The sequence below is a fragment of the Roseovarius sp. MMSF_3359 genome (assembly GCF_030733385.1).
Taxonomy (GTDB): Bacteria; Pseudomonadota; Alphaproteobacteria; order Rhodobacterales; family Rhodobacteraceae; genus Roseovarius.
On the sequence record NZ_JASHJC010000004.1, the window covers coordinates 124334 to 147880 of the forward strand.

20 protein-coding genes are annotated in these 23547 nt (G+C 60.9%); 13 read left to right on the forward strand and 7 right to left on the reverse strand.

Annotated features, from left to right (window positions below; all coding sequences use genetic code 11):
- The first annotated feature begins 1 nt into the window (after position 1).
- The 3 genes from RBB29_RS07565 (at position 2) to hflX (ending at position 3172) form a co-directional block, all read left to right on the forward strand.
- Positions 2 to 1522: a TrkH family potassium uptake protein gene (locus tag RBB29_RS07565; RefSeq protein ID WP_306113965.1), complete on the forward strand. Its 1521-nt coding sequence runs from the start codon at positions 2 to 4 to the stop codon at positions 1520 to 1522.
- Positions 1523 to 1658: 136 nt separating this feature from the next.
- A complete protein-coding gene (hfq, locus tag RBB29_RS07570) occupies positions 1659 to 1898 on the forward strand; it encodes an RNA chaperone Hfq (protein WP_085800088.1) in 240 nt (79 codons plus the stop codon).
- Positions 1895 to 3172 (forward strand): GTPase HflX, encoded by a 1278-nt coding sequence (hflX, locus tag RBB29_RS07575; RefSeq protein WP_306113966.1) that lies wholly within the window; start codon positions 1895 to 1897, stop codon positions 3170 to 3172. Before hfq ends, hflX begins: the two co-directional genes overlap by 4 nt.
- Before the next feature lie 18 nt (positions 3173 to 3190).
- Here hflX and RBB29_RS07580 read toward each other — a convergent pair whose 3' ends face one another.
- The 4 genes from RBB29_RS07580 to RBB29_RS07595 all read right to left on the reverse strand — a co-directional run bounded on the left by RBB29_RS07580 (position 3191) and on the right by RBB29_RS07595 (position 8407).
- Positions 3191 to 4525, reverse strand: coding sequence for a serine protease (locus tag RBB29_RS07580; protein ID WP_306113967.1), 1335 nt, complete (start codon positions 4523 to 4525; stop codon positions 3191 to 3193).
- Complete coding sequence (locus tag RBB29_RS07585; protein WP_306113968.1) at positions 4522 to 5742, reverse strand: S8 family serine peptidase; 1221 nt, start codon at positions 5740 to 5742, stop codon at positions 4522 to 4524. Before RBB29_RS07585 ends, RBB29_RS07580 begins: the two co-directional genes overlap by 4 nt.
- 90 nt (positions 5743 to 5832) lie before the next feature.
- Positions 5833 to 6429, reverse strand: coding sequence for a hypothetical protein (locus RBB29_RS07590; protein ID WP_306113969.1), 597 nt, complete (start codon positions 6427 to 6429; stop codon positions 5833 to 5835).
- Positions 6430 to 6448: 19 nt separating this feature from the next.
- On the reverse strand, positions 6449 to 8407 hold the full coding sequence (locus RBB29_RS07595; protein WP_306121119.1) for a hypothetical protein: 1959 nt from the start codon (positions 8405 to 8407) through the stop codon (positions 6449 to 6451).
- Here RBB29_RS07595 and RBB29_RS07600 point away from each other — a divergent pair.
- The 7 genes from RBB29_RS07600 (at position 8407) to RBB29_RS07630 (ending at position 16076) form a co-directional block, all read left to right on the forward strand.
- A complete protein-coding gene (locus RBB29_RS07600; RefSeq protein WP_306113972.1) occupies positions 8407 to 9333 on the forward strand; it encodes a phosphatase PAP2 family protein in 927 nt (308 codons plus the stop codon). The two genes, RBB29_RS07595 and RBB29_RS07600, sit on opposite strands and share 1 nt — an antisense overlap.
- A complete protein-coding gene (locus RBB29_RS07605) occupies positions 9333 to 11465 on the forward strand; it encodes a hypothetical protein (RefSeq protein ID WP_306113973.1) in 2133 nt (710 codons plus the stop codon). Before RBB29_RS07600 ends, RBB29_RS07605 begins: the two co-directional genes overlap by 1 nt.
- A gap of 153 nt (positions 11466 to 11618) precedes the next feature.
- Positions 11619 to 13073 (forward strand): DUF4403 family protein, encoded by a 1455-nt coding sequence (locus RBB29_RS07610; protein WP_306113974.1) that lies wholly within the window; start codon positions 11619 to 11621, stop codon positions 13071 to 13073.
- A gap of 26 nt (positions 13074 to 13099) precedes the next feature.
- On the forward strand, positions 13100 to 13564 hold the full coding sequence (locus RBB29_RS07615) for a hypothetical protein (RefSeq protein ID WP_306113975.1): 465 nt from the start codon (positions 13100 to 13102) through the stop codon (positions 13562 to 13564).
- Positions 13561 to 13926 carry a hypothetical protein gene (locus RBB29_RS07620; RefSeq protein ID WP_306113976.1) on the forward strand — a complete coding sequence of 122 codons (366 nt, stop codon included), beginning with the start codon at positions 13561 to 13563 and terminating at the stop codon, positions 13924 to 13926. The genes RBB29_RS07615 and RBB29_RS07620 overlap by 4 nt, the downstream gene beginning before the upstream one ends.
- Before the next feature lie 4 nt (positions 13927 to 13930).
- The gene (locus tag RBB29_RS07625) at positions 13931 to 14557 is read left to right on the forward strand and encodes a hypothetical protein (protein WP_306113977.1); all 627 of its coding nucleotides are present in this window, start codon (positions 13931 to 13933) and stop codon (positions 14555 to 14557) included.
- Between the two features lie 10 nt (positions 14558 to 14567).
- Positions 14568 to 16076 (forward strand): transglycosylase SLT domain-containing protein, encoded by a 1509-nt coding sequence (locus RBB29_RS07630; protein WP_306113978.1) that lies wholly within the window; start codon positions 14568 to 14570, stop codon positions 16074 to 16076.
- Positions 16077 to 16208: 132 nt separating this feature from the next.
- Here RBB29_RS07630 and RBB29_RS07635 read toward each other — a convergent pair whose 3' ends face one another.
- From RBB29_RS07635 to RBB29_RS07645, 3 genes are all read right to left on the reverse strand, one after another.
- Positions 16209 to 16529, reverse strand: a complete 321-nt coding sequence (locus RBB29_RS07635) for a polymer-forming cytoskeletal protein (RefSeq protein WP_306113979.1) — start codon at positions 16527 to 16529, stop codon at positions 16209 to 16211.
- Between the two features lie 128 nt (positions 16530 to 16657).
- Complete coding sequence (locus RBB29_RS07640) at positions 16658 to 17320, reverse strand: response regulator transcription factor (RefSeq protein ID WP_306113980.1); 663 nt, start codon at positions 17318 to 17320, stop codon at positions 16658 to 16660.
- Positions 17317 to 18747, reverse strand: a complete 1431-nt coding sequence (locus tag RBB29_RS07645; RefSeq protein ID WP_306113981.1) for a cache domain-containing protein — start codon at positions 18745 to 18747, stop codon at positions 17317 to 17319. The genes RBB29_RS07640 and RBB29_RS07645 overlap by 4 nt, the downstream gene beginning before the upstream one ends.
- A 225-nt stretch (positions 18748 to 18972) precedes the next feature.
- Here RBB29_RS07645 and RBB29_RS07650 point away from each other — a divergent pair, with 225 nt between their 5' ends.
- The 3 genes from RBB29_RS07650 (at position 18973) to RBB29_RS07660 (ending at position 23427) form a co-directional block, all read left to right on the forward strand.
- A complete protein-coding gene (locus RBB29_RS07650; RefSeq protein ID WP_306113982.1) occupies positions 18973 to 20055 on the forward strand; it encodes a TRAP transporter substrate-binding protein in 1083 nt (360 codons plus the stop codon).
- 112 nt (positions 20056 to 20167) lie between these two features.
- Positions 20168 to 21058 (forward strand): TRAP transporter small permease subunit, encoded by an 891-nt coding sequence (locus tag RBB29_RS07655; RefSeq protein WP_306113983.1) that lies wholly within the window; start codon positions 20168 to 20170, stop codon positions 21056 to 21058.
- A gap of 14 nt (positions 21059 to 21072) precedes the next feature.
- Positions 21073 to 23427, forward strand: coding sequence for a TRAP transporter large permease subunit (locus tag RBB29_RS07660; protein ID WP_306113984.1), 2355 nt, complete (start codon positions 21073 to 21075; stop codon positions 23425 to 23427).
- Positions 23428 to 23547: the final 120 nt, after the last annotated feature.

Below are 23547 nucleotides of genomic sequence, written 5' to 3' on the forward strand. Positions count from 1 at the left end.
GATGATCGCCCGCATCCTGTCATTCCCCCTGATCCTGGTGCTGACGGGCCTGTCTGCCGTGGCGATGTTCATCCCGTCGCTGCATGCGCTGGTGAACGAGGATCACAGCGTGTCGCGCGCCTTCGCCTATTCCGGCATCCTGGGGCTGGCGCTTGTGATGGTGGTCGGGCTGGCCATGTCGGGCCGGGAGCGGGTCGGGCAGACCGATTTGCAGAACCTGCTGTCGCTCTTCCTCGCCTTCTCGGTTTTGCCGCTCTTTTTGGCCGTGCCGTTCTACGAGGGGCTTGAGACGACGAGCTTCCTCAATGCCTATACCGAAATGGTCTCCTGTATCACCACCACCGGGGCCACGCTTTTTGAAAACCCCGCGCGTCTCGGCGACACGCTGCATCTGTGGCGCGGGATGGTGGGCTGGGCCGGTGGTCTTCTGATCTGGGTCAGCGCCTCGGCGGTCCTGGCGCCGCTGAATCTTGGCGGGTTCGAGGTCACCGCCAGCGCCGAACCGGGGCAGGGGGAGGCCTATTCCGGCCGGTTCGAACGCGCCACCGCTGCCAAACGCATCCGGCAGATCACGCTGCAACTGGGGCCGATCTATATCGGGCTGACCTGTGCGCTCTGGCTCTTGCTGCTCATTGGGGGCGACCGGCCGATGGTTGCGCTGATCCATGCCATGTCGACCCTCGCCACCAGCGGAATATCGCCCATCGGCGGGGTGCAGAACGGCACGTCGGGCATCACCGGCGAGATGGTAATTTTCCTCTTTCTGCTCTTTGCCTTGTCGCGCCTGACCTTCTCCTCGGACACGGTCACCACCGCGCGCCCGGGGCTCGGTAGCGATCCGGAATTCCGCATCGGTGTGCTGCTTGTTCTGGGGGTACCGCTGCTTCTTTTCGCGCGTCACTGGCTCGGAGCCGCGGACGTGAACGAGACGCCGAATATCTATCTTGCGCTCAAGGCGCTTTGGGGCGGCGTTTTCACCGTTCTGTCGTTCCTTTCGACCACCGGTTTCGAGAGCGCCGATTGGGAAGTGTCCCGCATCTGGTCGGGCCTCGGGACGCCTGGCCTTATTTTGCTGGGCCTGTCGCTGGTCGGTGGCGGTGTCGCGACCACCGCGGGCGGCGTGAAGCTGCTGCGGGTCTATGCGCTCTACCTCAATGGCCGCCGCGAGATGGAGCGGCTGGTGCATCCCTCATCGGTGGGCCGCGCGAGCGCGGGGGGGCGGCGCATCCGCCGTCAGGGCGCCTTTGTTGCCTGGATTTTCTTCATGCTTTTCGCGCTGTCGCTGGCCTTCGTGACGGTGACACTGGCTTTTCTGGGCATGGAGTTTCAGGAGGCGATCGTGCTGGCCATCGCGATGATCTCGACCACCGGCCCATTGGTGCAGGTTGCCGCCGAAGACCCGATCAACCTGCTGCAGATGGGGGCGGCTGCCAAGCTCGTCCTGTCGGCTGCGATGGTGCTCGGGCGGCTCGAAACCCTTGCCATCATCGCGCTTTTCAACCCGGGCCTGTGGCGGGATTGATACGGAAGGGCTTGCATCCCACGTGCAAAGATGAATTTTAGGCTGGTAACCTGTTTCGGCGCGCTACATACTCGTGCGACGTGACTGACGAGTGCCGATCCGCGGTGCATGCAAGAACAAAGGTATTGAGGACAAGATGGCTGCTGACAGACAAAATTTGCAAGACGCATTTCTGAACCAGGTGCGAAAGACCAAGATTCCGGTCACCGTGTTCCTGATCAACGGGGTCAAGCTGCAGGGTGTGATCACCTGGTTTGACAATTTCTGCATCCTGTTGCGCCGGGATGGTCAGTCGCAGCTTGTCTACAAACATGCGGTTTCGACCATCATGCCGTCGCAGCCGGTGAACCTTTACGATGGTGAAGACGCCTCTTGACCGAGACCGCGCGGGAGGCGACCCGGGCCTGGGTTCTGCATCCTGACATCAAGACATCCACTACGACCCGCGACCCGGCGCTTGCGCTGGAGGAAGCGGTATCGCTGGCCCATGCCTTGCCCGAGCTTGATGTGGTGGGCGACGGTGTCGTACGCCTGCCCAAGGCGCATCCCGGCATGCTCTTCGGCAAGGGCAAGATTGACGAGCTGAAGGCGCTTTTCGAGGCCGAAGACGTGGCGCTCGTTCTCATTGACGGGCCGGTCACACCGGTGCAGCAGCGCAACCTGGAAAAGGCCTGGGGGCTGAAACTCCTGGACCGGACCGGGCTGATCCTCGAGATTTTCAGCGACCGTGCCGCAACCCGCGAGGGGGTGTTACAGGTCGAGATGGCGGCGCTGAGCTACCAGCGCACCCGCCTCGTGCGGGCCTGGACCCACCTGGAGCGGCAGCGCGGGGGCCTCGGTTTCGTTGGCGGCCCCGGCGAGACCCAGATCGAGGCCGACCGTCGCGCCATTGACGAACAATTGGTGCGCCTGCGCCGGCAATTGGACAAGGTGGTCAAGACCCGCACGCTGCACCGCGCGTCGCGCGCCAAGGTGCCGTTTCCGATCGTGGCGCTTGTGGGCTATACCAACGCGGGCAAATCGACGCTTTTCAACCGCATGACCGGGGCGGAGGTAATGGCCAAGGACATGCTCTTTGCCACGCTCGATCCCACCATGCGGCGGATCGAATTGCCCGATAGCGGGCCAGAGATCATTCTGTCGGACACGGTAGGCTTTATCAGCGACCTGCCCACGGAGCTGGTCGCCGCCTTCCGGGCCACACTCGAAGAAGTACTGGCCGCCGATCTGATCGTGCATGTGCGCGATATCTCTCACCCCGAAACCGCTGAGCAGGCCGAAGATGTCCGCGCCATCATGGAAAGCCTCGGCGTGGCCAAAGAAACCCCGCAGATCGAGGTTTGGAACAAGATCGACCGGCTGGATGGGGACACGCTCAACACGGTGATGACACAAGCGGCGCGGATGGACGATGTGCTGGCGCTGTCGGCAATTACCGGGGCAGGGATGGCGGCGCTGGTCACCGGCATCACCGAGGCGCTGGCAGGCGATATGGTCGAGGCGACCTTGTCACTGGGCTTCAAAGAGGGGCGCAAGCGCGCCTGGCTCTTCGAACGCGGCCTGGTCGAGGCGGAGACGCAAGGCGAGGATGGCTTTGAGCTGCAGGTACGTTGGAACGCCCGTCAACAGGCGCAATTTTCGCGGCTGTAGGCTGGAGCGGGCGCAAGTCTAACCGTCCGAGCTTTCCGCCTTCCGTTTGAAACGCTGCCGTGTCGGGGATCGGAAGGTCAGTGCCATGGCCCAGAGAAAAGAGGCGAACGCCGTTGCGGTGGTCGTGATCTGCACAAACGGCGCAAGGATGGGCCAATAGGTCACCGTGTTCACGGCATTCCCGGATGTCCCGAGAATGTGATACCCGTTGTTGATGTAAGGATGGCCCGGAAGCGTCGACCAGAGGCCCACATCGGGGTGGCGGCATTTTCCCTCGGCAACCTCTTCGCAGAGGTCTCGCTCGGCCTCGGACAGGTCAGACGTGTAGACGACGATCGCCACCTCGTCGTGCAAAATACGTTCGGCAAACACGCCAAGCCCGTAAGCCGGAAGAAGGTTGAGAAAGAAGATCACACTCCCGGCGAGTACGGCGTCCCTTGCCCCGTCCGGGCCGATGCCCTTGCCGATGGGCAGGGGAATGCGCTTGTACCACCGCCTCTGACTGAAAGAACGGGCGATGCGGCCCTGTGCGACAAAGACCACAGTCAGCAACGGGCCAAGAAGGGTCAGACCGAAATGAGCCGACAGCACCTCGTCGCCCTTTGTCAGAAAACTCAGGTATCCGGTGGTCTCGCTTGATTGCATGTCGATAACAAGCATCACGGCCAGTTGCAGCGCCACCAGCGAGAGCACCTGCCACAGCCTGACCCATCCCTCCGTCGGACGCGGCGGTTCGATCGGCAATTCCGGGATACGCTTGGCGATGCGATGCGCCGGGATCATGTAGGAGGACGGGCCTGCGGTAGAGGAGGCGACCACGATCCCGACAGTGCCGCCCAGGGTGGCGTCATGAACACCGGAACCGCTCGTCCCCGGCGGCAGCGCCTCGTCCTTGAGGGACAGTTGATGCCATCTGCCCACGCTTGGGCGCAGTTGAACCTCTTCGTAGAACCCGGCATCGGTCGCACGTCGCATCCTGAGGATCGTGCCGGAACCGAGATGGTTATCATTGTCCGACTGGTGAACCAGGATTGCCCGGCTGGCCTCGGGCGGGGCCGTTCCACCTGTCAGTTCAAGCAGCGCGATATCCTCGCCCTCCCTCCCGGGCGGGTCCCACGCGACAACAACGGCCGGTTCCGGCAACTCGGTCGCGAAGGGGAAGTTGACCGAAATCGTCGCACCCTCGTGAGGGACGGAGCCCTCGTAGGGCGATCGCTCCAGCGCCAGATTGACAACATGGGCGCAAGTGAGGACGTGGTAATCCGTCAGCAGAATGCCCATCCCGATCAGCCTGTCATCTGGCCCGACAATGCGGGCAATACCGGCGTCCGCGCTCCCGTTCTGATCGCTCATCCAAGCACCACCCTGCCTTCGCCAACGTCCCTTGGATCGCCGGGCAGCGCGGCGGATGTGGCCAGGAGCCCCCTGCGCAACCGATCTGCGTTGAATTTCCCTTCTTCTATCAGGCGCTGGGCGATGACGGCGGCGACCCCGGTGGCGTGCGGCGCGGCCATGCTTGTACCGGTGGAGAGGGCCAAGCCGCCACCGGGAACCGCCGAGCAGATTTTGACCCCCGGTGCCGACAGGTCCGGGGCGGCGTTGGACCTGTCCCAGATTTCATAGGAAGACGAATGCGCCGCCACAGACAGAATTCCGGTGCTGGCGGCCGGTGGCTCGACCTCGACGACATAGCGCGGCCGTTGGCTCGAATTGCCGGCTGCGGCAATAATCAACGGCAATGGCCAACTGACCGCGGACCCCGCAAGGAAGGCGAGCCGTTCGAACACAAGGATGTTCTCGCGATAATTGGCAAGGGCCATCGAATAGGCGGGCGCATCGTCCAGCCCGTCCGCCCGGTGGCGCTCAACCTCCAGCGCAAAGTCCAGCCCCAATGACATGCAGATGACATGTGCCTTGCGCCGCATCGCCCACAAGACGCCATCGGCAACGGTTTCGGTACTGCCCCCGCGCGCGGAAAGAACCTTGGCGACCAGCGCCTCGTCGATGCCGCGGGCGATCCCGATCCGCGTTGAATGTTCCTTCTGGTCATAGGTGGTCGTGACGTCAGCACCGAAGATCGTCCCGGCGCAATGCGTCCCGTGCCCAACCCCATCCTCCAGACCCGTGCCGGTGAAATCCCGGTAACTGTTCGAGAGATCCAATTTGCGGAAGGCAGGATGCGCCGTGTCGATACCGGTATCAAGGATCGCCACTCTGACGCCTGCGCCTGCGGTTTCCGGAAGGGTGTGCGCGCCAACGCTTTCAATACCCCAGGAGATGGCCGGTGGTTCGAATGCCACCTCCTTGGCGTTGGCGGCGCCTGACATGTCCTGGACATGTCTGAAGGGCATGTCGGGCAAGACGCCGACGACTGACTTGTCTCTTTTCAACATGCTGACTTCGTGATCGGTTGCCTCGACCACTTCGGTCCTCAGCGAAGACTGGTCAAAGCCTTCGTGCATGGTGATTTTGTGGCCGACCAGTTGATGGTCCGACAAGGGTGCGATGCCAATGAGGTCATTGGAGAACATCTGGTCGGCTTTGAGGACAACAACTTTTTTCCGTTTCATCGTGGTGATCCCCCTCTCGGAAGTGGTCGGCTATCGAGGTTCATGTGTCGTCGGGGGCAGGACCGCGGGCACCCCGGCCGGTGCAGCGTCTCAACCGTCATGGTTGTCCGACAGCGTTGTTTTCCAATACCTGCACAACTCCTGCCGCGTGGGTTCAACCAATCGACGGAACAACAGGGCGGCAATGACCAGGGCGATGTTCGTGCTGACCCCGAATGCGCCGGTGAGCGCAATCAAAATGGCGCCCACAAAGGTCGCTTCGTCAATGCCGAGCAGTTTTCGATCCGCAACGTCATCAGGATCATCGCTGCACAGAAGGCTGCAAATCTCCCGGATCAGACGTTCCTTGATGCGCCGCCCGAGGGCTGACATGCGGGGGGGATCAGAGAGAGAAACCAGGGCGGTTTCGCTTGTCTGCAAAATGGCTGTCCGGGCCAGTTCGTGTTCAAGCCAGCTATCACCGACACCGGTTCCCGTGCCGTCATCTTTCTCGATTGCCGTGGCAACCAGGATCATCACTTCATCTTCGGCCTCTGCTAAGTTCATTTTCATGCCTTTTGAGTTCCACCTGTCTTGTGTCGTGGGACAAGATTGGCATGGCCGCGTTATTGCAGCGTGATTCCGGAAAACCGGCGCAACGCCGGATACAGGTTGATCTTGTGCGATGCCCGCGCCGAATATCGTCACCGGTTTTTTCGCTATTGCCTTAGCTGGAACGCAATAGGTCTTTATTGACGAGCTTGGCTTTGCGAAGCATCGAAATCGGATAGGTGTCGTCATTCAGAAACTTGTCGATCGTGATCTCCGGTTCAATTTTCTTCAGCCGTTGAAAGATTTCATTCGACTGCTCGAGATCTCCACGGCTGCTCAGGAACCCGATCAAGTACCGCAACGGCGGCCTGAAAGACGGGCACAAGGCGCGCGCGCGCTGTGCATTTTTTATGGCACTGTCGAGATCACCGACGATGGCGGAGGTCAGGGCGACCTGAAAATCGGCCCAGTAGCGAAAGCTCCCCTGACGCGAAAGGTGTTGGGCGGTGCGCGCGGCCTGGTGCGATTTGTTGCTGTTGCCGGAGTAGAGAAGCGCATTGGACCACGCCCACCAGGCGAGAGGGTTGGAGGGGTTCGCATGCACCCCGAGGCGCGACAGATCACAGGCGGCCTGGGCATCGTTGTCCAAAACCAGCCGCGCATTTGCCGACGCTGCCAGAACCACCGAATTTGTAGGCTCGTCAGCAATCGCCCTGGCGCAGCTCTCATCGGCCAGCGCGCGCAGTTCCTCACGCCGCTGGCCTCCGGACTCGACAAAGTCGATGACGGCCAGTTGCGATTTCCAGGCAAGATACAATCCGCGCGGGTTGATCTCATAGGCCCGGTCAAAGAGGTGACCCGCGGCTTCCAGACCGTCGCGCCGCATGGAAAACATCTGTCTGAGGCCCCGTCCAACAAGGAAATTTGCGTCCAGCTCGTCGGGGGAGCCGACAACGGGGCGGCAGAGCAACTCGGACAGCGTATCGCAGATCTTGTGGCACAGATTGAGGTATTCCAGCCCAAACTCGCCATTTCCAACCGGCGCTTGCCCAAGGGCGCTATCCGCCCAATGGGGTCCCGCACTCTGGCCCTCATAGATGGAGGCGCGCAGACCCGTGTAGCCATCCCCGGCCTCAAACGCCTGCACCGCCAGAACCAAAGTACCCGGTTGCGGGATGGCGTTTGTCGATTGCGCCGGAGCAAACTCAACCACCTCCCGCAGCGACCGGTGGAGGATGTCGCCGAAACGCGCTTCGAGAACCCCCAGGGTGCTGTCGGGTTGATTGAAAGGTTCGATGATGAGCTCGCGTCGCTTGCGCGGGCGATCGAACGAAACGGGATGTGCTGCGGCGGCAACCACGGGCTGGCCAGACCGCATCGACGCCAGCCAGGTGTTGAACTCCGGGTCCCGAATATCGATCCCTTCGAGGAATTCACCTTTACCATCTCGTTTGATTTCGATCCGCGAAGGATCGAGGCGAACGACCGTACGATCAGCAGAAAGAATATCCGAGGCCGCCCCGAAGGCGCGCCTTATCTGGACGAGAACCTGTCGGAGGCTTCCCGCGCCCTGTTCCGCGCGGCGATCACTCCAAAGTTTGTCCTGCAACCAAATCCGATGCCGGGTCAGGGTCTCTTCGGTGGCAAGAAGGGCGAGCAGGCCGCAGGCTTTCGCGCTCGATAGCACGATCTCCTCGCCGCCCGAGGTTTCGATTCGAAATCGCCCATTCAGGTGAAAAATGAATTCGATATGTGCATTCCCCAATGTCTTCTCCAAAATCGAAAAAACGCAACCTAACGTCGATGCGGCCCTAATTTGCTGCAATTTATACGTTAACGTACTGTATTTTTTCTCTATCGTTAAGCCTCCGTGAATTCTCGTGCGACCCCGTTGCGCGAGTTGAGCGGTCGGCAGACTATTAATAAGCGAACATTTTGGGGAGAAAACGAATGGTATCCGGATTTGAAATTGGTGGTGGTCATGGCGGCGGACATGGGGGTGGACACGGCGGCGGCCATGGCGGAGGTCATGGCGGCGGACACGGTGGGGGCCACGGCGGCGGTCATGGCGGGGGCCATGGATTATCCCACGCGGGAGGCGGGTACTCGCCCCTTTTGACCCATGCTCTGACAATGACCCATGATGCGACGGTCGGGTATTGGGACGGCGTGAGCGACGTGACCCAACCGGCATTTCCGGCATCCGTGGGCGATCTCGACTACCTGTCGCCAGCGCGGCGCATGCAAGTCACCTTCGGCGAGTTGCTGTCACACTTCCGCGTCTTGGGCAAAGACGGCGTCGCTGAAGTGCATTTGCGAGGGGCGGGCGCGCCGATTGCGAAAATTGTCAGGCCCAGTCCGGCGGAGTTCAAACAACAACTGGTCTACCTGCGCAGCTATGCCGATCTCCGGATCGACCGGAATCCCGAAATTAATGTGCAGACCTCAGACATCCTTTCGTTTTTCGGATCCTTGGCGATGCTCAATGCCTCGCGGCGCAAGCACACGCTTGAACTGTTGCAGCTCACGCAGTCGCTTTGCGTCAGTATCGAGATGCAGGTCAAACATTATTGCCGCGCGCCACGCCCGATTGACTGGACCCACAAGGTGCAGCCTGTGATCCAGACACCGGATCATTCCGCTTTTCCTTCTGGTCACGCCACGGAATCCTTCGCCATCGCAACGGTGCTGTCGGCGTTGGACACGGGAAAGGGGCAAGTCGATGTAAACCACCCGGCGTTCTTGTTGGCGCACCGGATCGCCGCCAACCGCGTGGTCGCGGGCGTACACTTCCCGGTCGATTCCGCCGCCGGTGCGTTCCTGGGATGTCAGATCGGCGATGTCATCAACAGGATGGCCGCGGGCGGTGCCTGTTCCAAGGCCGGTTACGGCCCGGGTGAAGTGGCCCTTGCGGGGGATCAGGATTTCCTGCCGTGCTGGTTCCGCAACCACTACAAACCCGCAGAATTGGAGGGGGCAGCACCAACTTCGGCGGCGCTTAATGAGATGGTTGGTAAGGCCCAAGGGGAATGGTCGACGGCATCCGGAGGTAGCAGCTAATGGCACCGGTCGATCCCCAATGGCATCCATACCAGGATGAAAATCCCAATATCTCGGCCTATGTCCACTGGTTGCAATCCCGGAAGACACAGGCAGGGCCAGGCAGCCAATTCTTGGCCGACATGCAGTCCGTCTCGAGGGCAGATGCGCTGGCTGTGCATTTTCTTGGCGGTGCAAGCGAACCCGATGCCTATGTCGTTCACGCGATGTCGCTGCATGATGATGACATGCGCCGCCGGACCATCGAACGTTTCGGCATTCGGGGCAATGCGGACAGCAATGCGCTGATCCGCCGGATGACCACCTTGGTGCCACAAGTCGACAAGCTGCCAACGGCGCCGGGTATCCAGGCGATCGTGGGGGTGATAGACACTGATATCGCCCTGGGGCATCGGGCGTTTCGCGATGCGCAGGGCGCAAGCCGCGTGCTTGCCGCCTGGCAGATGGAGGCGGAGGGCGATGCCGAAACCAACCTCCCGCTTGGCCATGCGCTTTACCGTGATCGTCTCACCGAACTTCTGGAAAAACATAGCGGCGGCAGGCTGGATGGCCCGCTCGACACTTATGCTTTCAACACCGAGGCGGGACTCTTGAACATGTCGGAGCCGTTCGGACCACACGCGCTTGCGGGAAGGTTCGCCCATGGCACACATGTGCTGGATTTGGCCGCCGGGTGCGACCCGAATGATCCCGATGGGTTTGCCGGGAAGGTTGGGATTATTACGGTCACTCTTCCAAGTCGTCGGATATTCGGCGAATCCGGTGAGTTCCTGGACTTGTTTATGGTCCTGGCGCTGCAGTACATCCACGACGTTTCCGATGCGATCTGGAAAAAGACCTATGGGCAGGCAGAGATGAAGGTCTTTGGTTATCCGACTGTGGTCAACTTGTCCTTTGGTCGTCAGGCAGCGTCAAAGAACCCGGATATCGACCTGTTTCCGCAATTCATCAATCGGTTGAAGCAAAAGCGAAAGACGCTTGTTGCGGGCAAAAAATATGAGAAGGCCGCCCGCTTTGAGGTGGTCATGCCCGCCGGTAACGACAATCAGGACCGCGTTCATTCCAACCACAAGCTGAAACCCGACGAAACAGCGTGCCTGACATGGCGCCTGCAGCCCGGGGACCAGTCCGGCAACTTTGTCGAGATCTGGGCCGACAATACCGAAGAGGGTTCAAATAACGATCCTGAGGTCGCTCTGGCGGTCTCGCCGCCCGGCACAGACCAGGCACTAACAGCAGGTGAACCGGGGACGATGCTCGATGTGCAAAATGGCGTCCGCATTTATAGCCTGTCGGTGCCGGAGCCGGTCGGTACAATGACCGGGAAGCCGCCCAAATGGCAGGGCTTCCTGATCTGCACTGCCCCGACAGAAAGTCCCTTGCCGAATGCGCAGGTTGTTCCGTCAGGGGCGTGGACAATCAAGATCCGCAATATGAGCAAGGGCAATATCCGGGTTCGCGGCATGATCCAGACGGATCAGTCCACGCTGCCATCGGGACGGGTGGGGCGGCGATCCTATTTTGACGACAAAGACTATCAACGTTTCACCGACATTGGCGGTGAACGGGATGCCATCCTCTTCGATGACAAGTTCGGCGACAAGAAATGGACGGTGACCGATAGTGACGGGGGCGTGACACGGCATGGCTCGATGAGCGCCTCTTCGACGCATAAGGGTGTCGCCTGCGTGGCGGGGTATCGGCTAAGCGACGGATGCCCGACACCGTACTCGGCGGCAGGTCTTGGGCCAGAGGTGGCGGCGCCTGGCGAAAACGCCCGACGGGCACCAACGGCCAGCCTGCCGACCGATGACAGCCGCACCCATGCGGGTCTTTTGGCGGCCGGTGCCAGCGACGGATCATGCGTCCCCATGCGCGGGACCAGTTTTGCGTCGGCACTGGCAACCCGGTTCGTGGCGCAGAGCTTTGTTGAGGCGCTGGAAACTGGAGATGTCGTAAAATCTGCCAGTTCCTATCTCTATCCCGCATCTGTTCGCAGCGAGGGAAAAGGCCCCTTTCCGATCCCGTATCATTCGGACGGAACGGAAGACGAGATTACAGCGGCGAAACTGGGTGGGGGACGGATTTCGCATCCCAAACCACCGATAATCCCGCGGTTGGGCTACCGCTAAGCCCGACCCGGCCAAACAAGGCGAATTGTTCGACAGAAAAGTAAGAGCCACCGATCCCATGGCGGGGTCGGAACAGGGAAGGTTTGTCCTCAGACAAAAGGAGTAAACATCTTGACACGGCTTTCGATATGCCAAGTGATATGCGCCGGCGCTGTGGCTTTTTCCATTGACGCGTCCCCTGCAAGCGCCGGGGAAAAAGCATCACTTTCGGTACCGGTTTCAGTCCCGCTTTCGGACATCGCCGGGGTGCTGAACAACAAGATCCCGCAGGTTTTGCATCATGCCGGTCCTCGGAAGGAAACCTGTGTCGAGGCGGAGCGGATATGCACCAAGATACCGGAATTCCGGGGCTTCAAGATTTACTCCCGGATGGAATGCGTCGACGTTACGCCCCGGATATCCTGCGATCTCGAAGAACATGTTGCCCGCGACGGACCTTTGCAGGTCAATGGCAGTGGCAACCGGCTTGAATTTCATCAAAATATTCTGGCGCGGGCGACGGTTCGTGGACGCGGCGAGATCGGCAAACACATCCGCGAAACGGCACATGCCCGCGCCGCGGTCAGCCTGTCACTCAGCCCGAGCCTGTCGCCTGACTGGCAGCTTTCGGCGCCGATTGATGTGAATTACCGGTGGATCGACCGGCCTCAATTTGTGCTTTTCAATCTGTTCACAGTGACATTCGCCGGCAAGGTCGAACCACAGCTCAACGCGGCGATCGCCGATTTCAAGCAGGATTTTCAGAGGCAAGTCAGGGCAATTCCGGTGCACAAGGCCGCGTCCGAAATCTGGCGCGATCTTCAGCGGCGCGTCCCGATTCGAATACACGGTGCCCGATCACCGGCCTATTTTCACTTCAGTCCGGAAACGATCGGCTTTTCGGGGCTGTCGGTCTCACGATCGGAGTTGCGGCTTGCACTGCATCTCACCGGTGTCGCGAAAATCACGACCACCGGGGATGGCAACCGCAAGACGCCTTTGCCTAACCTTCGCCAGGTGCCGGTCGGTGCCGCCGGGTTCGACCTCAAGGTTCCCCTGCATGTTCCCTATGAAGCCGTCAACAAGACCCTCAGGCAAAAGCTCCCTCTGAGCCTGCCGGTGCGTGCATCCGACGAGCTCCGGGGCGAGGTTCATGTCTCGCGGGCGGTCGTGACGCGGCGCGATGGCAGGCTGGCGCTTAAACTTGATCTGGCCACCGAGTTGAATGGCGCGGCGGCCTGGATCAAGGCGGGTGGTTTCGATCGCTACAAGGGGCAGGTGACGATTTCCGCGACCCCGAGTTTTGACCGGGAAACGCAAACCCTCCGCTTCATCGACGCCAAGGCGGATTTCAAGGACAATTTTGTTCTGAACGCGCTTTCCCGCGTGGTCCTGCGCGACGGATCCGTAATGTCCAAACGGCTGTCTGAACTGCTGGAACTCGATCTTTCGGAAGACGCCCGGCGGATCGGTGACGGTCTCGGACGGGCGATCAGGCGGGAATTGACGCCCGGGGTTTTTCTCGATGCCCAGGCAAGCGCGCGGTTGATCCGTGTACAGACCGGTGTCGAAGGGTTGGACATCACCGCCAAGGTCGTCGGACCGCTTCGCATCCGCGCGCGTAACTGAAACGGCGGGTGGGGAGGGCGCAGATAATGCCGAGCAAAGCACATGGCACCATCGCCGCGTTGATGCTTTGGCCCGTGTTGGCGGCGTGTTCGGTCAATGACTTCGGTGTTGTGGAGGCCAGGGCATTCGCCGCTGGCGATGCCAAGGTCCGGACCACGTCGGCCGTTGGCCTTCATACCGACGCGCGCAATGACCGCTCAAGCCTGACGCTAGGGGTGTTTGACGCCGCGTGGATCGTGCCGCCTGCCTGCCAGGATACGGGGCCCCGCCGTCCACCGCTTCTCTATAGCCGCATGATTGGTTTGCAGATTGCGATTGGCCGCGACGAGCTCCGCTTTTCGCTGGGGCTGCATGAACGCCTGCTGGTGCAGATGACCGGCGAGGGTGCGGGCGCGCACCGGTCGCTGTCCTTCAGGCCAAGCCATCCGGATCAGACGGTCTTTACCGGGCCTGACCCGAAGATTTGTAACGAAAAGGAGAATAAGAAATGAAATTTACCGGATTGATTTTTGCATCCCTGGTGCTTTTGCCAGGGTGCGATACGCGCAACCTCTACGTTGCCCATGACACGGTGCTTGGCATCAACGCCGTGGTCAACCAGGGGCGGCAAAAGGGTCAGCTTGTTGTCGGCTATGACAGGGATTTTGCGACTGTCATCCCCAAATCGGTGGATCCGACCTCGACCGGAGAGAAAGACGCGATGGCTCTCGTCAACTGCACGGAGCTGGAGATCGATGGCATCTACCTGAACGCCTATTCGGACGTCATGATCACCGGTGATGCGGCCGTGGCACACGTCAAAAGCGGCGCACTGACCCCATCCAAATTCGACTGCGAAATCGAGGAGGGCTGAAGAAATGAATAGCTGGACAAAGTTGAAGCCCACAAACCTGCCGATCGCCGGCCTCGCCCTGGCGCTTGCATTTGTATCCGGATGTGAGCGCGCGCTTGTCTTTGCGGACCGCACCGGTGTCAATCTGGCGGTCCGCTCGGATATGGCCGAAGGGTCGCCGCTTGAGGTGAATGCGGGCCTGAAGAGACGGGTCGTTGGCTTCGTACCCGCCAAGGGTGAAAGTGAGGATGGCCGACCCTCGGGCGAGGCGGTCAACATGGTGTCGCGCTTTGATCTGAAGCGAACGAAAGGGGCCGAGGGGCCGTTTTCGGACAAGGTTCAGATCCGCACCAGTTTCGCATCCGGAGGTGCGGCGGTCGAAGCGGCGTCAAAACCGAAGGCCGTCGAAGCCCTGACCAAGGCGCCAGGTTTCGTTCTGAGCGACGATCCACAGGTCAGGAGCGCGGCGCAGAAGCTCTATGACTTCACCGGCCAATCGCCCGATCACGCTCGGGCGTATCTCGCGGTCGCCGAATCCGAAAAGCTCGATGTGGCCAAGGAAGGCGACCCCAACACCCGCGCAGTCAACACGATTACCAATCCGGCGAACGCGGACGGCAACCGCCGCATCGTCGACATTTTGAAACTTTAAGGAGAAAGATATGACCAGCAATGTTATTTGGACCGTTGGAAATGCCGGGCAGGAGCATCTGCCTGGATTGCAGAATAATTGCAGCCTGAGCAATGGCACCCTGGTGACCGAAACCGAGCCGAACGGAAACCTCAAGGTGACCTGCATGGCCAACGCGGCTGCCGCCCCGGCGCCGGGAGCCGGGGCGGGCAACGCGCCAGACACCGTTGCAACCCTCCTGGCGAATGCGGCCGCCGTGCCCGCGATGTCATCGCTCACCGCGCCGGTCAGCCCCACCAAGCGGGATGTCGACCTTGGGCATCTGCATCCGGTCGTGCGGAAAAAAGTTGCGGCGATCCAGCGGCAACTCGACAAGGAGGACATTCCGATGAAGGTCTTCGAAGGTTTCCGCAGCCCGCATCGGCAGGCCTACCTTTATGCCCAGGGGCGGACGCGGCCCGGCGATATCGTCACCGGTGCGAAGGCCTGGGAATCCTATCACCAATATGGGCTCGCCGCCGACTTCGTCAGATTTGAGAACGGCAAATGGAACTGGAACGACAGCACCGCGAAACAAAAGGCGCAGTGGGACAGGTTCCATGAGATTGCGATCAAGAACGGGCTGGAACCTTTGAGTTTCGAACGGCCGCATGTGCAGCTTGCCGATTACTCCCTGACGCGGCTCATGAACGGGGATTACCCCGATGACGGTGATGGTAGTTGGGCGGACAACCTGGCAGGCGCGATCGCGGGTTGGACCGCCGGCAATGCGCCCCCGGCACCGTCGACCGATGAACGCCCGGCCCTGCCGCTCGTTGCGACTGGGACCACCTCGACGGGGGATGGGTTGACCTGGCAGTCGAAATTCGGAGGCGATGCCTGGGCATATAACAGTCACGGCGTTTTCACCAAGGATCACCTGGGTCAGCTCAAACTCTGGCGCACCGCCGGTGCGCCGATTACGGCCAGGGCAATCCTGACGCTCTTTGATACGGCCATCAAGAAAGCCTCGGAGAAATACGACGTACCCCCAGCCCTGATCGTGATGACAATCGCCGCGGAAACCGGTGCATACCGTCAGAACGGGTTTACTGGCCCCCGGACATTCCGTTGGGAGCAAGGCTTTGCCGTCGGCTCAACCGGGGACAGCACCCTCGATGGGCGGGAGAAGGGAGATTACAGCGCAGGGCCGATGCAGGTCATGTCGGATACCGCCCGCTGGACCAACAACAAATATAATCTGGGGTATGACAACGCGGCGGTCTTTCCGTTCTTCAAAAACCGCCCGTCGAGGGCGCCGGACACGCTTGGCCTCTATGATGGAGACATCGCCATTGATGTCGGGACCGCCTATATCCGGCACAATATGAGCAAGACCGGGAACAACCCGCTTCTGGTTGCCGCCGCCTACAATGCCGGGGGGATCTATCCGTCGAGCAAGAACCACTGGCGCATCAGGAGTTACGGCAACCATATCGACCGTGCGGCGGAGTGGTATGGCGATGCATGTGCTGTCCTCAACGAGGTGCAGGGCGCCTGACAGCCTTCATTTGCCGGCTGGTGCGGGCCTGAATGCGCGCCACGGTACCCGGGGGTGGGGTCGATCATTGCGATGCGATCCCGCCTCAACGTCTCAGATCGGCCGATATTAGCGACTGACAGTAACCGATCTTTAGCCGGTCACCTTGATCTTGCCCGTCACCTGAACACCGCTTTCGGCGGCCATGGTCTTGGCAATGACATTGGCATGCACCTTGGAAGTGGTGCCGAGTTTGAGGTCGTCGCATCGCAGGCTGCCGGTATGCTCGCCTTCGATCGTGATCGACTTGGCCGACAAATTGCCCTTGGTCGATCCGCCTTGCTGTACGAAAACGGCATCTGCGGTAATGTCGCCGGTTACTTTGCCGTTTATTTCTATGCCACCTTCACCGGAGCTTACGTTGCCGTCGATGATGAGGTCTTTTTCGATAATGGAATTTGCCACTTCAAACATCTCTCCAGTAGCTCATGGAGATCATAGTCTGAACGCGGACAGGGACCATGGCAACCGCTCGTTGTTTTTCGGCGGAAAATCGGCGGATGACCGACAATCGGCGTGATCGAACCCGCGCGGGGCCGCGATCAGATCTGCACGCCGGTGCCCTGCAACACGCCATGTTCCATCGCGTAACGGGTCAGCCCGGCAGTGGATGAGATCCCGAGCTTGCGCTTGATGTTCTTGCGGTGGGTTTCGACGGTGCGCACCGAGATATCCAACTCGCTCGCCACTTCCTTGTTCGATTTGCCCTGCGCCAGTTGCAAGAGGATCGTCTGTTCGCGATTGGTGAGCTGTTCGCGGTTCGTGCTGTCGAAAGGCTCCAGGGATCCGCGCGCACCGGTGCAGAGATACCGCTGCCCCTGCATCACCGCGTCGATGGCGCGCTTGATCTCATCGGTGGGGACGTCCTTGAGGACATAGCCCATGGCACCGTGGCTCAGCGCGGAGGAGATGTATTCGGGGCTGTCATGCATGGAGAGGATCAGAATGCGCGTGTCCGGGCGGCGCTCCAGGATGATTTCCGTCGCGGTCAGGCCACCGATGCCCGGCATGTTGAGGTCGAGAAGGATCACATCCGGATCGAGTTGCTCAACCTGGTCGATGATCTGCTGCCCGTCGCTCAGCGTGGCGATCACGGCCACATCATCATAGCTTTCGAGGATGGATTGAATGCCCTCGGCCACCATCGGGTGGTCATCGACGATCACGATGCGGGTGGGGGCGGGGGCGCGGTCAGGATCGGTCATGCGCTGGCCTTCTTTTCGGGTTCGGTGGATTTCTCGGGTGGCAACAGGTGGCTCAGTGGCACGGTCGCCTCGATGACGGTGCCGGTCTTGCTCGACAGAATGCGCAGGTTGCCTTCAAGCTGCTCTATCCGTTCCTGCATGTTGCGCAGGCCGAGGCCGGATGACGGCGTGCCATCCGCCTGGGAATGGTCCAGCCCGCAGCCGTTGTCGGCGATCCGCAAGGTGGCCCCGCGGGCATGGCCGCGCACGTCGATGCTGAGCTTGGTGGCGCCCGCGTGGCGCTCGACATTGGTGAGCGCCTCCTGCGCCACGCGGTAAAGCGCGATCTTGGCATTGTCGTCGAGCCGGTTGCGGAACACGACAGTGTTAAACTCGGTCTCGATGCCCGTACGGGTGCCGAAATCCTCGGTCAGGGTCTTGAGCGCGGGGCCAAGGCCCAGATCGTCAAGTACGCCAGGGCGCAGATCGCGGCTGATCCGGCGGACCTCCTGAATGGCGCCGGATAGGTGGTCGATGCCATTATCCAGCGTCCCGGCGGCCCGGGTGGTATCGCCAGTCGAAAGCCGCCGCCGCGCGGTGTCGAGCGCGTATCGCACACCGACGAGGATTTGACTGATGCCGTCATGCAATTCCCGGGCCACGCGCCCGCGCTCCTCTTCCTGGGCGTCGAAAACCCGTTGGGTCAGCTTCTTGAGCTTGGCATCGGCGAGGCGGCGTTCGCGGATGGTGATGAAAAGGCCCGAGCCGAAGACGAGCAGCAGCGTGGCCAGCGTGATGGCCCCGATATAGAGAAACGTCTGTCGGATGCGGGTTTCGACCTCGGCGCGCGAGGCGGCGACCGTGGCCTTGACGTCATCGACGAAGACGCCGGTGCCCACGGCCCATCGCCAATCCTGCAGACCGATGACATATGCTACCATTCGGGCGGTCTCACCGGTGCTGGGCTTGACCGAGGTATAGCTGTGATAGCCACCGCCGGACCGGGCCAGCGCGATCAGCTTGTCGGTGATCGCGATGCCGTTGGGGTCGGTGAGACCGGTCCAGTTGCTGCCGATCAGGTGGGTCTGGCGTGGGCTGACCAAGTTGTTGCCCTCGTAGTCGTAGACAAAGAAATACCCGTCCTGCCCATAAAGCATCCCCGACAGGATCTGCGTGATCATGAGTTTGGCCTTCTCGTCATTCGGCGCGGCGCGGCCATAGATGTTGATGAAGGCCGTGCGGGCGATCGACAGGTAATTCTTGAGCTCGTCCTTCTTGGCCGCGATGAGCTGCTCTTCGAGGTTGCGGATCTCGCGTTCGGCCAGTTGCCGCGATTGCAGCGTCACCAGCACCGAGATCACCACCGCCGCCAGAATGAGCGGCAGGGTGGCGGTCAGAAAGAGCTTTTGCCCGTAGTTTCGCCAAAGTTTGTCGCGTATCTGGCCCATGGCGAATCGATACGTCGAATCACCGGTGATTCCCAGAGTTTGCGCCCGGATGGCGGCAAAATGACCGCAAACTGGTCAAATCTTGTTACCGGAGGCGGGTTTTCTACGCAGTACTCGGTATTCCCAACCCATGGCCGCCACGCTAGGGTGCTGACACTTGCAACGATCCGCGTGCTGCCTCTTTGGGGAGCGGCGCGCATCAATCACTTTGGGAGGTACTTCTATATGGATCGTCGTTCTTTTCTGAAAAATTCGGCTCTGGGTGGCTCGGCTGCGGCGGCAACGGCGCTGGCGGCACCGGCATACGCGCAGGGCAACCGCACCCTGACCATGGTAACAAGCTGGGGCCGTGGTCTGGCGGGCGTTTTTGACGCCGCGCAGAAATGTGCTGACAACATCAACGCCATCACCGACGGCTCGCTGACCATCGACGTGAAAGCGGCTGGTGAACTTGTGGGTGCCTTCGAAGTGTTTGACGCGGTGTCCTCGGGGCAGGCGGACATGTACCACGCGGCGGACTATTATTTCGTCAACCAGCACCCGGGCTTCGCTTTCTTCACCGGTGTGCCCTTTGGCATGACCGCGACCGAGCTGAACAACTGGTACTACCATGGCAATGGCCAGGCGATGCACGACAAGCTGGGCGAGATCTTTGGCCTGAAATCCTTCCTCGGCGGCAACACCGGCACCCAGGCGGGTGGCTGGTTCGCCAAGGAAATCAAGGGCCCCGAAGATTTCAACGGCCTCAAGTTCCGCATGCCCGGCCTCGGCGGCAAAGCGCTCGGCTACATGGGCGCCTCGGTGCAGAACCTGCCCGGCGCGGAAGTGTATCAGGCGCTGGCCTCCGGTGCGATTGATGGTACCGAGTGGATCGGCCCCTGGGCGGACGAGAAAGCCGGCTTCCAGGAAATCACCAAGTTCTACTACACCGCGGGCTTCCACGAGCCGTCGGCGGGTCTGTCGCTGGTGACAAACCGTGAAGTCTTCGAAAGCCTGACACCGGCACAGCAATCGGCAATCGAAATTGCCGCAGGCCATGCCAACGTCTGGAACCTCAGCCAGTTCCTGATGAACAACGGTGCGGCGCTTGAGCGTCTGAAGGCCGGTGGCGTCAACGTCCTCGAATTCCCGGCCAGCGTCTGGGATGCCATGGGCGGGGCCAGCCAGAAAGTCTATGACGAGTTCATGGGCGACGACCTCTTCAAGGAAATCTACGACGACTACGTCGGCTCCATGAAGGCATCGTCGGGCTGGCTGACAAGCTCGATCAGCGCCTACCGCAACCAGCGCGACCGCGTTCTGGGCTAAGGCCTTACGACCAAAAGACGGCGGGTTCCGGCAACGGGACCCGCGCAATGACTGAGGGGCCGCAAAGGCCAGGGATGACAGGCCGCAACAGGCCAAAAGGGGGCGGAGACCAATGCTGGACGCAGTCGTCTGGTTCTTCCAGAACATCGCATTTGCCTTTTACAATTTCGGATACGCGATCACCCACCCGGCAAGCTGGCTGGACTGGTCCGACAAAGAAGCGATCATGCGTTTCGTCTATTACGGCGGCTCGGTCGAGTTCTTCTTTGTCATCTTCACCTTCATCCTGATCATCGCGGGCATCGGCTTCTGGCGAAACGGTTTCATGTGGGGCACCGTGCGTGTCCTCGAAGGGTTTGCCAATACCGTGGGCCGCTTTTTTGCCTGGGCCGGGCTTCTGATGGTGCTGCAACAGATCATCATCGTCTTTATCCAGCGCGTCTTTACCCGGCCGGACATCGTGCTGGGCTTCGGCATCCCGATGCAGTTCGACATCAGCTGGTGGGCCGAAGAATTGAAATTCTATAACGCGCTCGTGGTGTGCCTGTGCTGCACCTACACCTTCGTGCAGGGCGGTCACGTGCGCGTTGACCTGATCTATTCCGCCGTCAGCTTCCGCACCAAGCGGGTGATCGACATGCTGGGCAGCCTGGTCTTCATGATGCCGATGGCGATCCTGACCTGGATGTATGGCTGGTACTTCATGTGGCGGCACATGATCGTGCCGAACCCGTCGGCCAGCGACACGCTGGAGAGGCTGGTGCTGAAATCACGCGCCTTGCGCTGGAACCTGGAAACCATCGGCTTCAGCCCCAACGGGTTCAACGCCTACTTCCTGTTCAAAATCCTTCTGGTCGCCTTCGCGGGCATGGTCTTCATCCACGCGATCGCCTTCTTCCTCCGCTCGTATCTCGAGTGGAAAGAGGGACCGGAAAGCGAAGGAAAATACCTCGACAAGGATAGTCTTGGCGAGGGCGAAGAAGCCTACGAAGGCACGCACTAAGGGGACTATGAGATATGTTATTTGGACTTGATGGCGTCGAAATCGGCCTGATCATCGTCTTTCTCTGCCTCTTTGGCGGGATTCTGTCCGGGTTTCCGGTGGCCTTTGCCATCGGTGGTGCCGGGATCATTTCATTCGCGATCATCGCCGCGCTCGACAGTGCGGGGCTCTTGATCCACCAGGCGATCGACACCGGCAGCGATGCGTTCCGCGCGGTCGTGGCCAGCGGCGTGAAGGCCGAAACCATATCGGTCTTCCGATATCCCGACCTGCCCCGGATCGAACAGCCGGTCTTTATCCAGGGCTGGGAAACCGCGCTTGACCGCAACGTGTCCTTCATCGTCAACCGCATGAACGAACGGGTCCTCGCGGGGCAATCCATCGAAACCCTGCTGGCGGTTCTGATGTTCGTCCTGATGGGCATCACGTTGGAGCGGTCCAAGATCGCCAACGACCTCCTGACCACAATGGCGCGTGTCTTTGGCCCGCTGCCGGGCGGTCTAGCCGTGTCGGTTGTGGTCGTGGGTGCATTCCTCGCGGCGTCGACCGGCATCGTTGGCGCGACCGTGGTGACCATGGGCCTCCTGAGCCTGCCCACCATGTTGCGCAACAATTATTCGCCCGAGATTGCGACCGGTGTGATCGCCGCGTCGGGCACATTGGGGCAGATCATTCCGCCCTCCATCGTGATCGTCCTTCTGGGGACGCTGGCGGGGGATCTCTATTCCGTCGCGCAGGAAAACCGCGCACTGGTTGCGGGCTGTACCGACGCGCTCACCTATCTGGGCGAGCCGGCGGTTGTCTCCGTGGGCACGCTCTTCCAGGCGGCGCTGCTGCCCGGGATCATGCTGGCGCTGCTCTATGCGCTCTATGCCTTCGGCTACGCGCTCTTCAACCCGTCCAAGGCACCCGCTGTCGAGATGGGGTCGAGCAATAACGAGGTTGTCACCCGTGGCGAGGCGCTGACCTGGTATCTGGGTGTGCCGCTGGCGATGATCCTCGGTGTCATCATGCTGTCCTCCGCCGGTGTCGTCGGCTCGCAGAGCCTGATCGTCGACAGCTATTCGGAGCGCGGTGAGGCGGCATCGCTGCGCACCAATGTCAGCCCCGATTGCCAAGCCTCGATGATCGAACTGCACGGGCAGGAAGCCTGGGACAAGGCCGTGGCGGAACAGACCGCGATTAACGATGCGGGTGGCTCGCAGGCCAGCGTCAAGCTGACCGAAGAAGAGATCGCCGAAGCTGTCATCGCGAAAGAGGCCGCCGCCGCGCCCATCGGCACCGGTGTCGCGGTCATCTTCCTGCTGCTTGGCTTGATCCTTGCGGTCGCGCGGGGTGTCAGCCCCTCGTCAACACCTGCGCCTCTGCTGATCGGTGGGCTTGGGATCGTGCTGGGGCTTCTGGTGGATATCCTGCTGATCGCGCCTTCGACCAGCCCGGGGCTCAGCATCATCCTGCTCGCAATCCCGCTGGCAATGGCGCTTTACGGCTGCGCCCACGGGGCAGGGCGGCTGGCGCAGAATGAGCTGATCCGCGTCGTCTTCCCGCCGCTCGTCCTGATCGTCGCGGTGCTGGGCTCGATCCTGGGCGGCATCACCAACCCCACACCCGCGGCAGCACTTGGCGCGGGCGGGGCGATCATGCTCGCCGCCTATCGCAAGCTGCGCGATGACGAACGCTCGGGCAAGGTCATCATCTACGCCACCTTCGCGATTATCGTCGCCATCCTGATGGGGGTGAATTTCGATCTGCGGATCAACGTGGCGGACGTCACCGTCGAGACCTGGATCGCCTTTGCCGTGGCCAAGGCCGCCTATCTCTTCGCGCTTTTCGGCCTCCTGTTCTCGTGCTGGGTGCTTTTCACCGGTGGCGTGCTCTCGCCCATCGTGCGCGAAACCGCCAAGGTCACGTCGATGGTCTTCACCATCCTCATTGGCTCGCAGCTTCTGAACCTGGTGGTGATCTCCTTCGGCGGTGAGCATTACATTCAACAATTCCTCAAGAGCTTCGACAGCGAGTTCAAGGTCTTCCTGATCGTAATGCTGGTGCTCTTCGTGCTGGGTTTCGTGCTCGATTTCCTCGAAATCATCTACATCGTCATCCCCATCGTCGGCCCCGTCATCTATGGCGGCACGTTCGACCCGAAATGGGTGACGATCATGATTGCGGTGAACCTGCAGACCTCGTTCCTCACGCCGCCATTCGGCTTCGCACTCTTCTATTTACGGGGGGTCGCGCCAAAGGAAGTGACCACGGGCCATATCTATCGCGGGGTCTTCCCTTTTGTGCTGATCCAGGTGGTGGGGCTTGCGATCCTGTGGTTCTTCCCGGCGATCGTGACCATCGTGCCGAACCTGATCCCGAATTGATCGGGCCACGGCTCAGAACAAACAAAGGGCGCCTTGCGGGGCGCCCTTTTGCGTTGCGGCCCATTGACGTTTCACGCCGCGCTGAATACGCGGAAAGGGCAGGGTGCAAGGCCCTTCGGC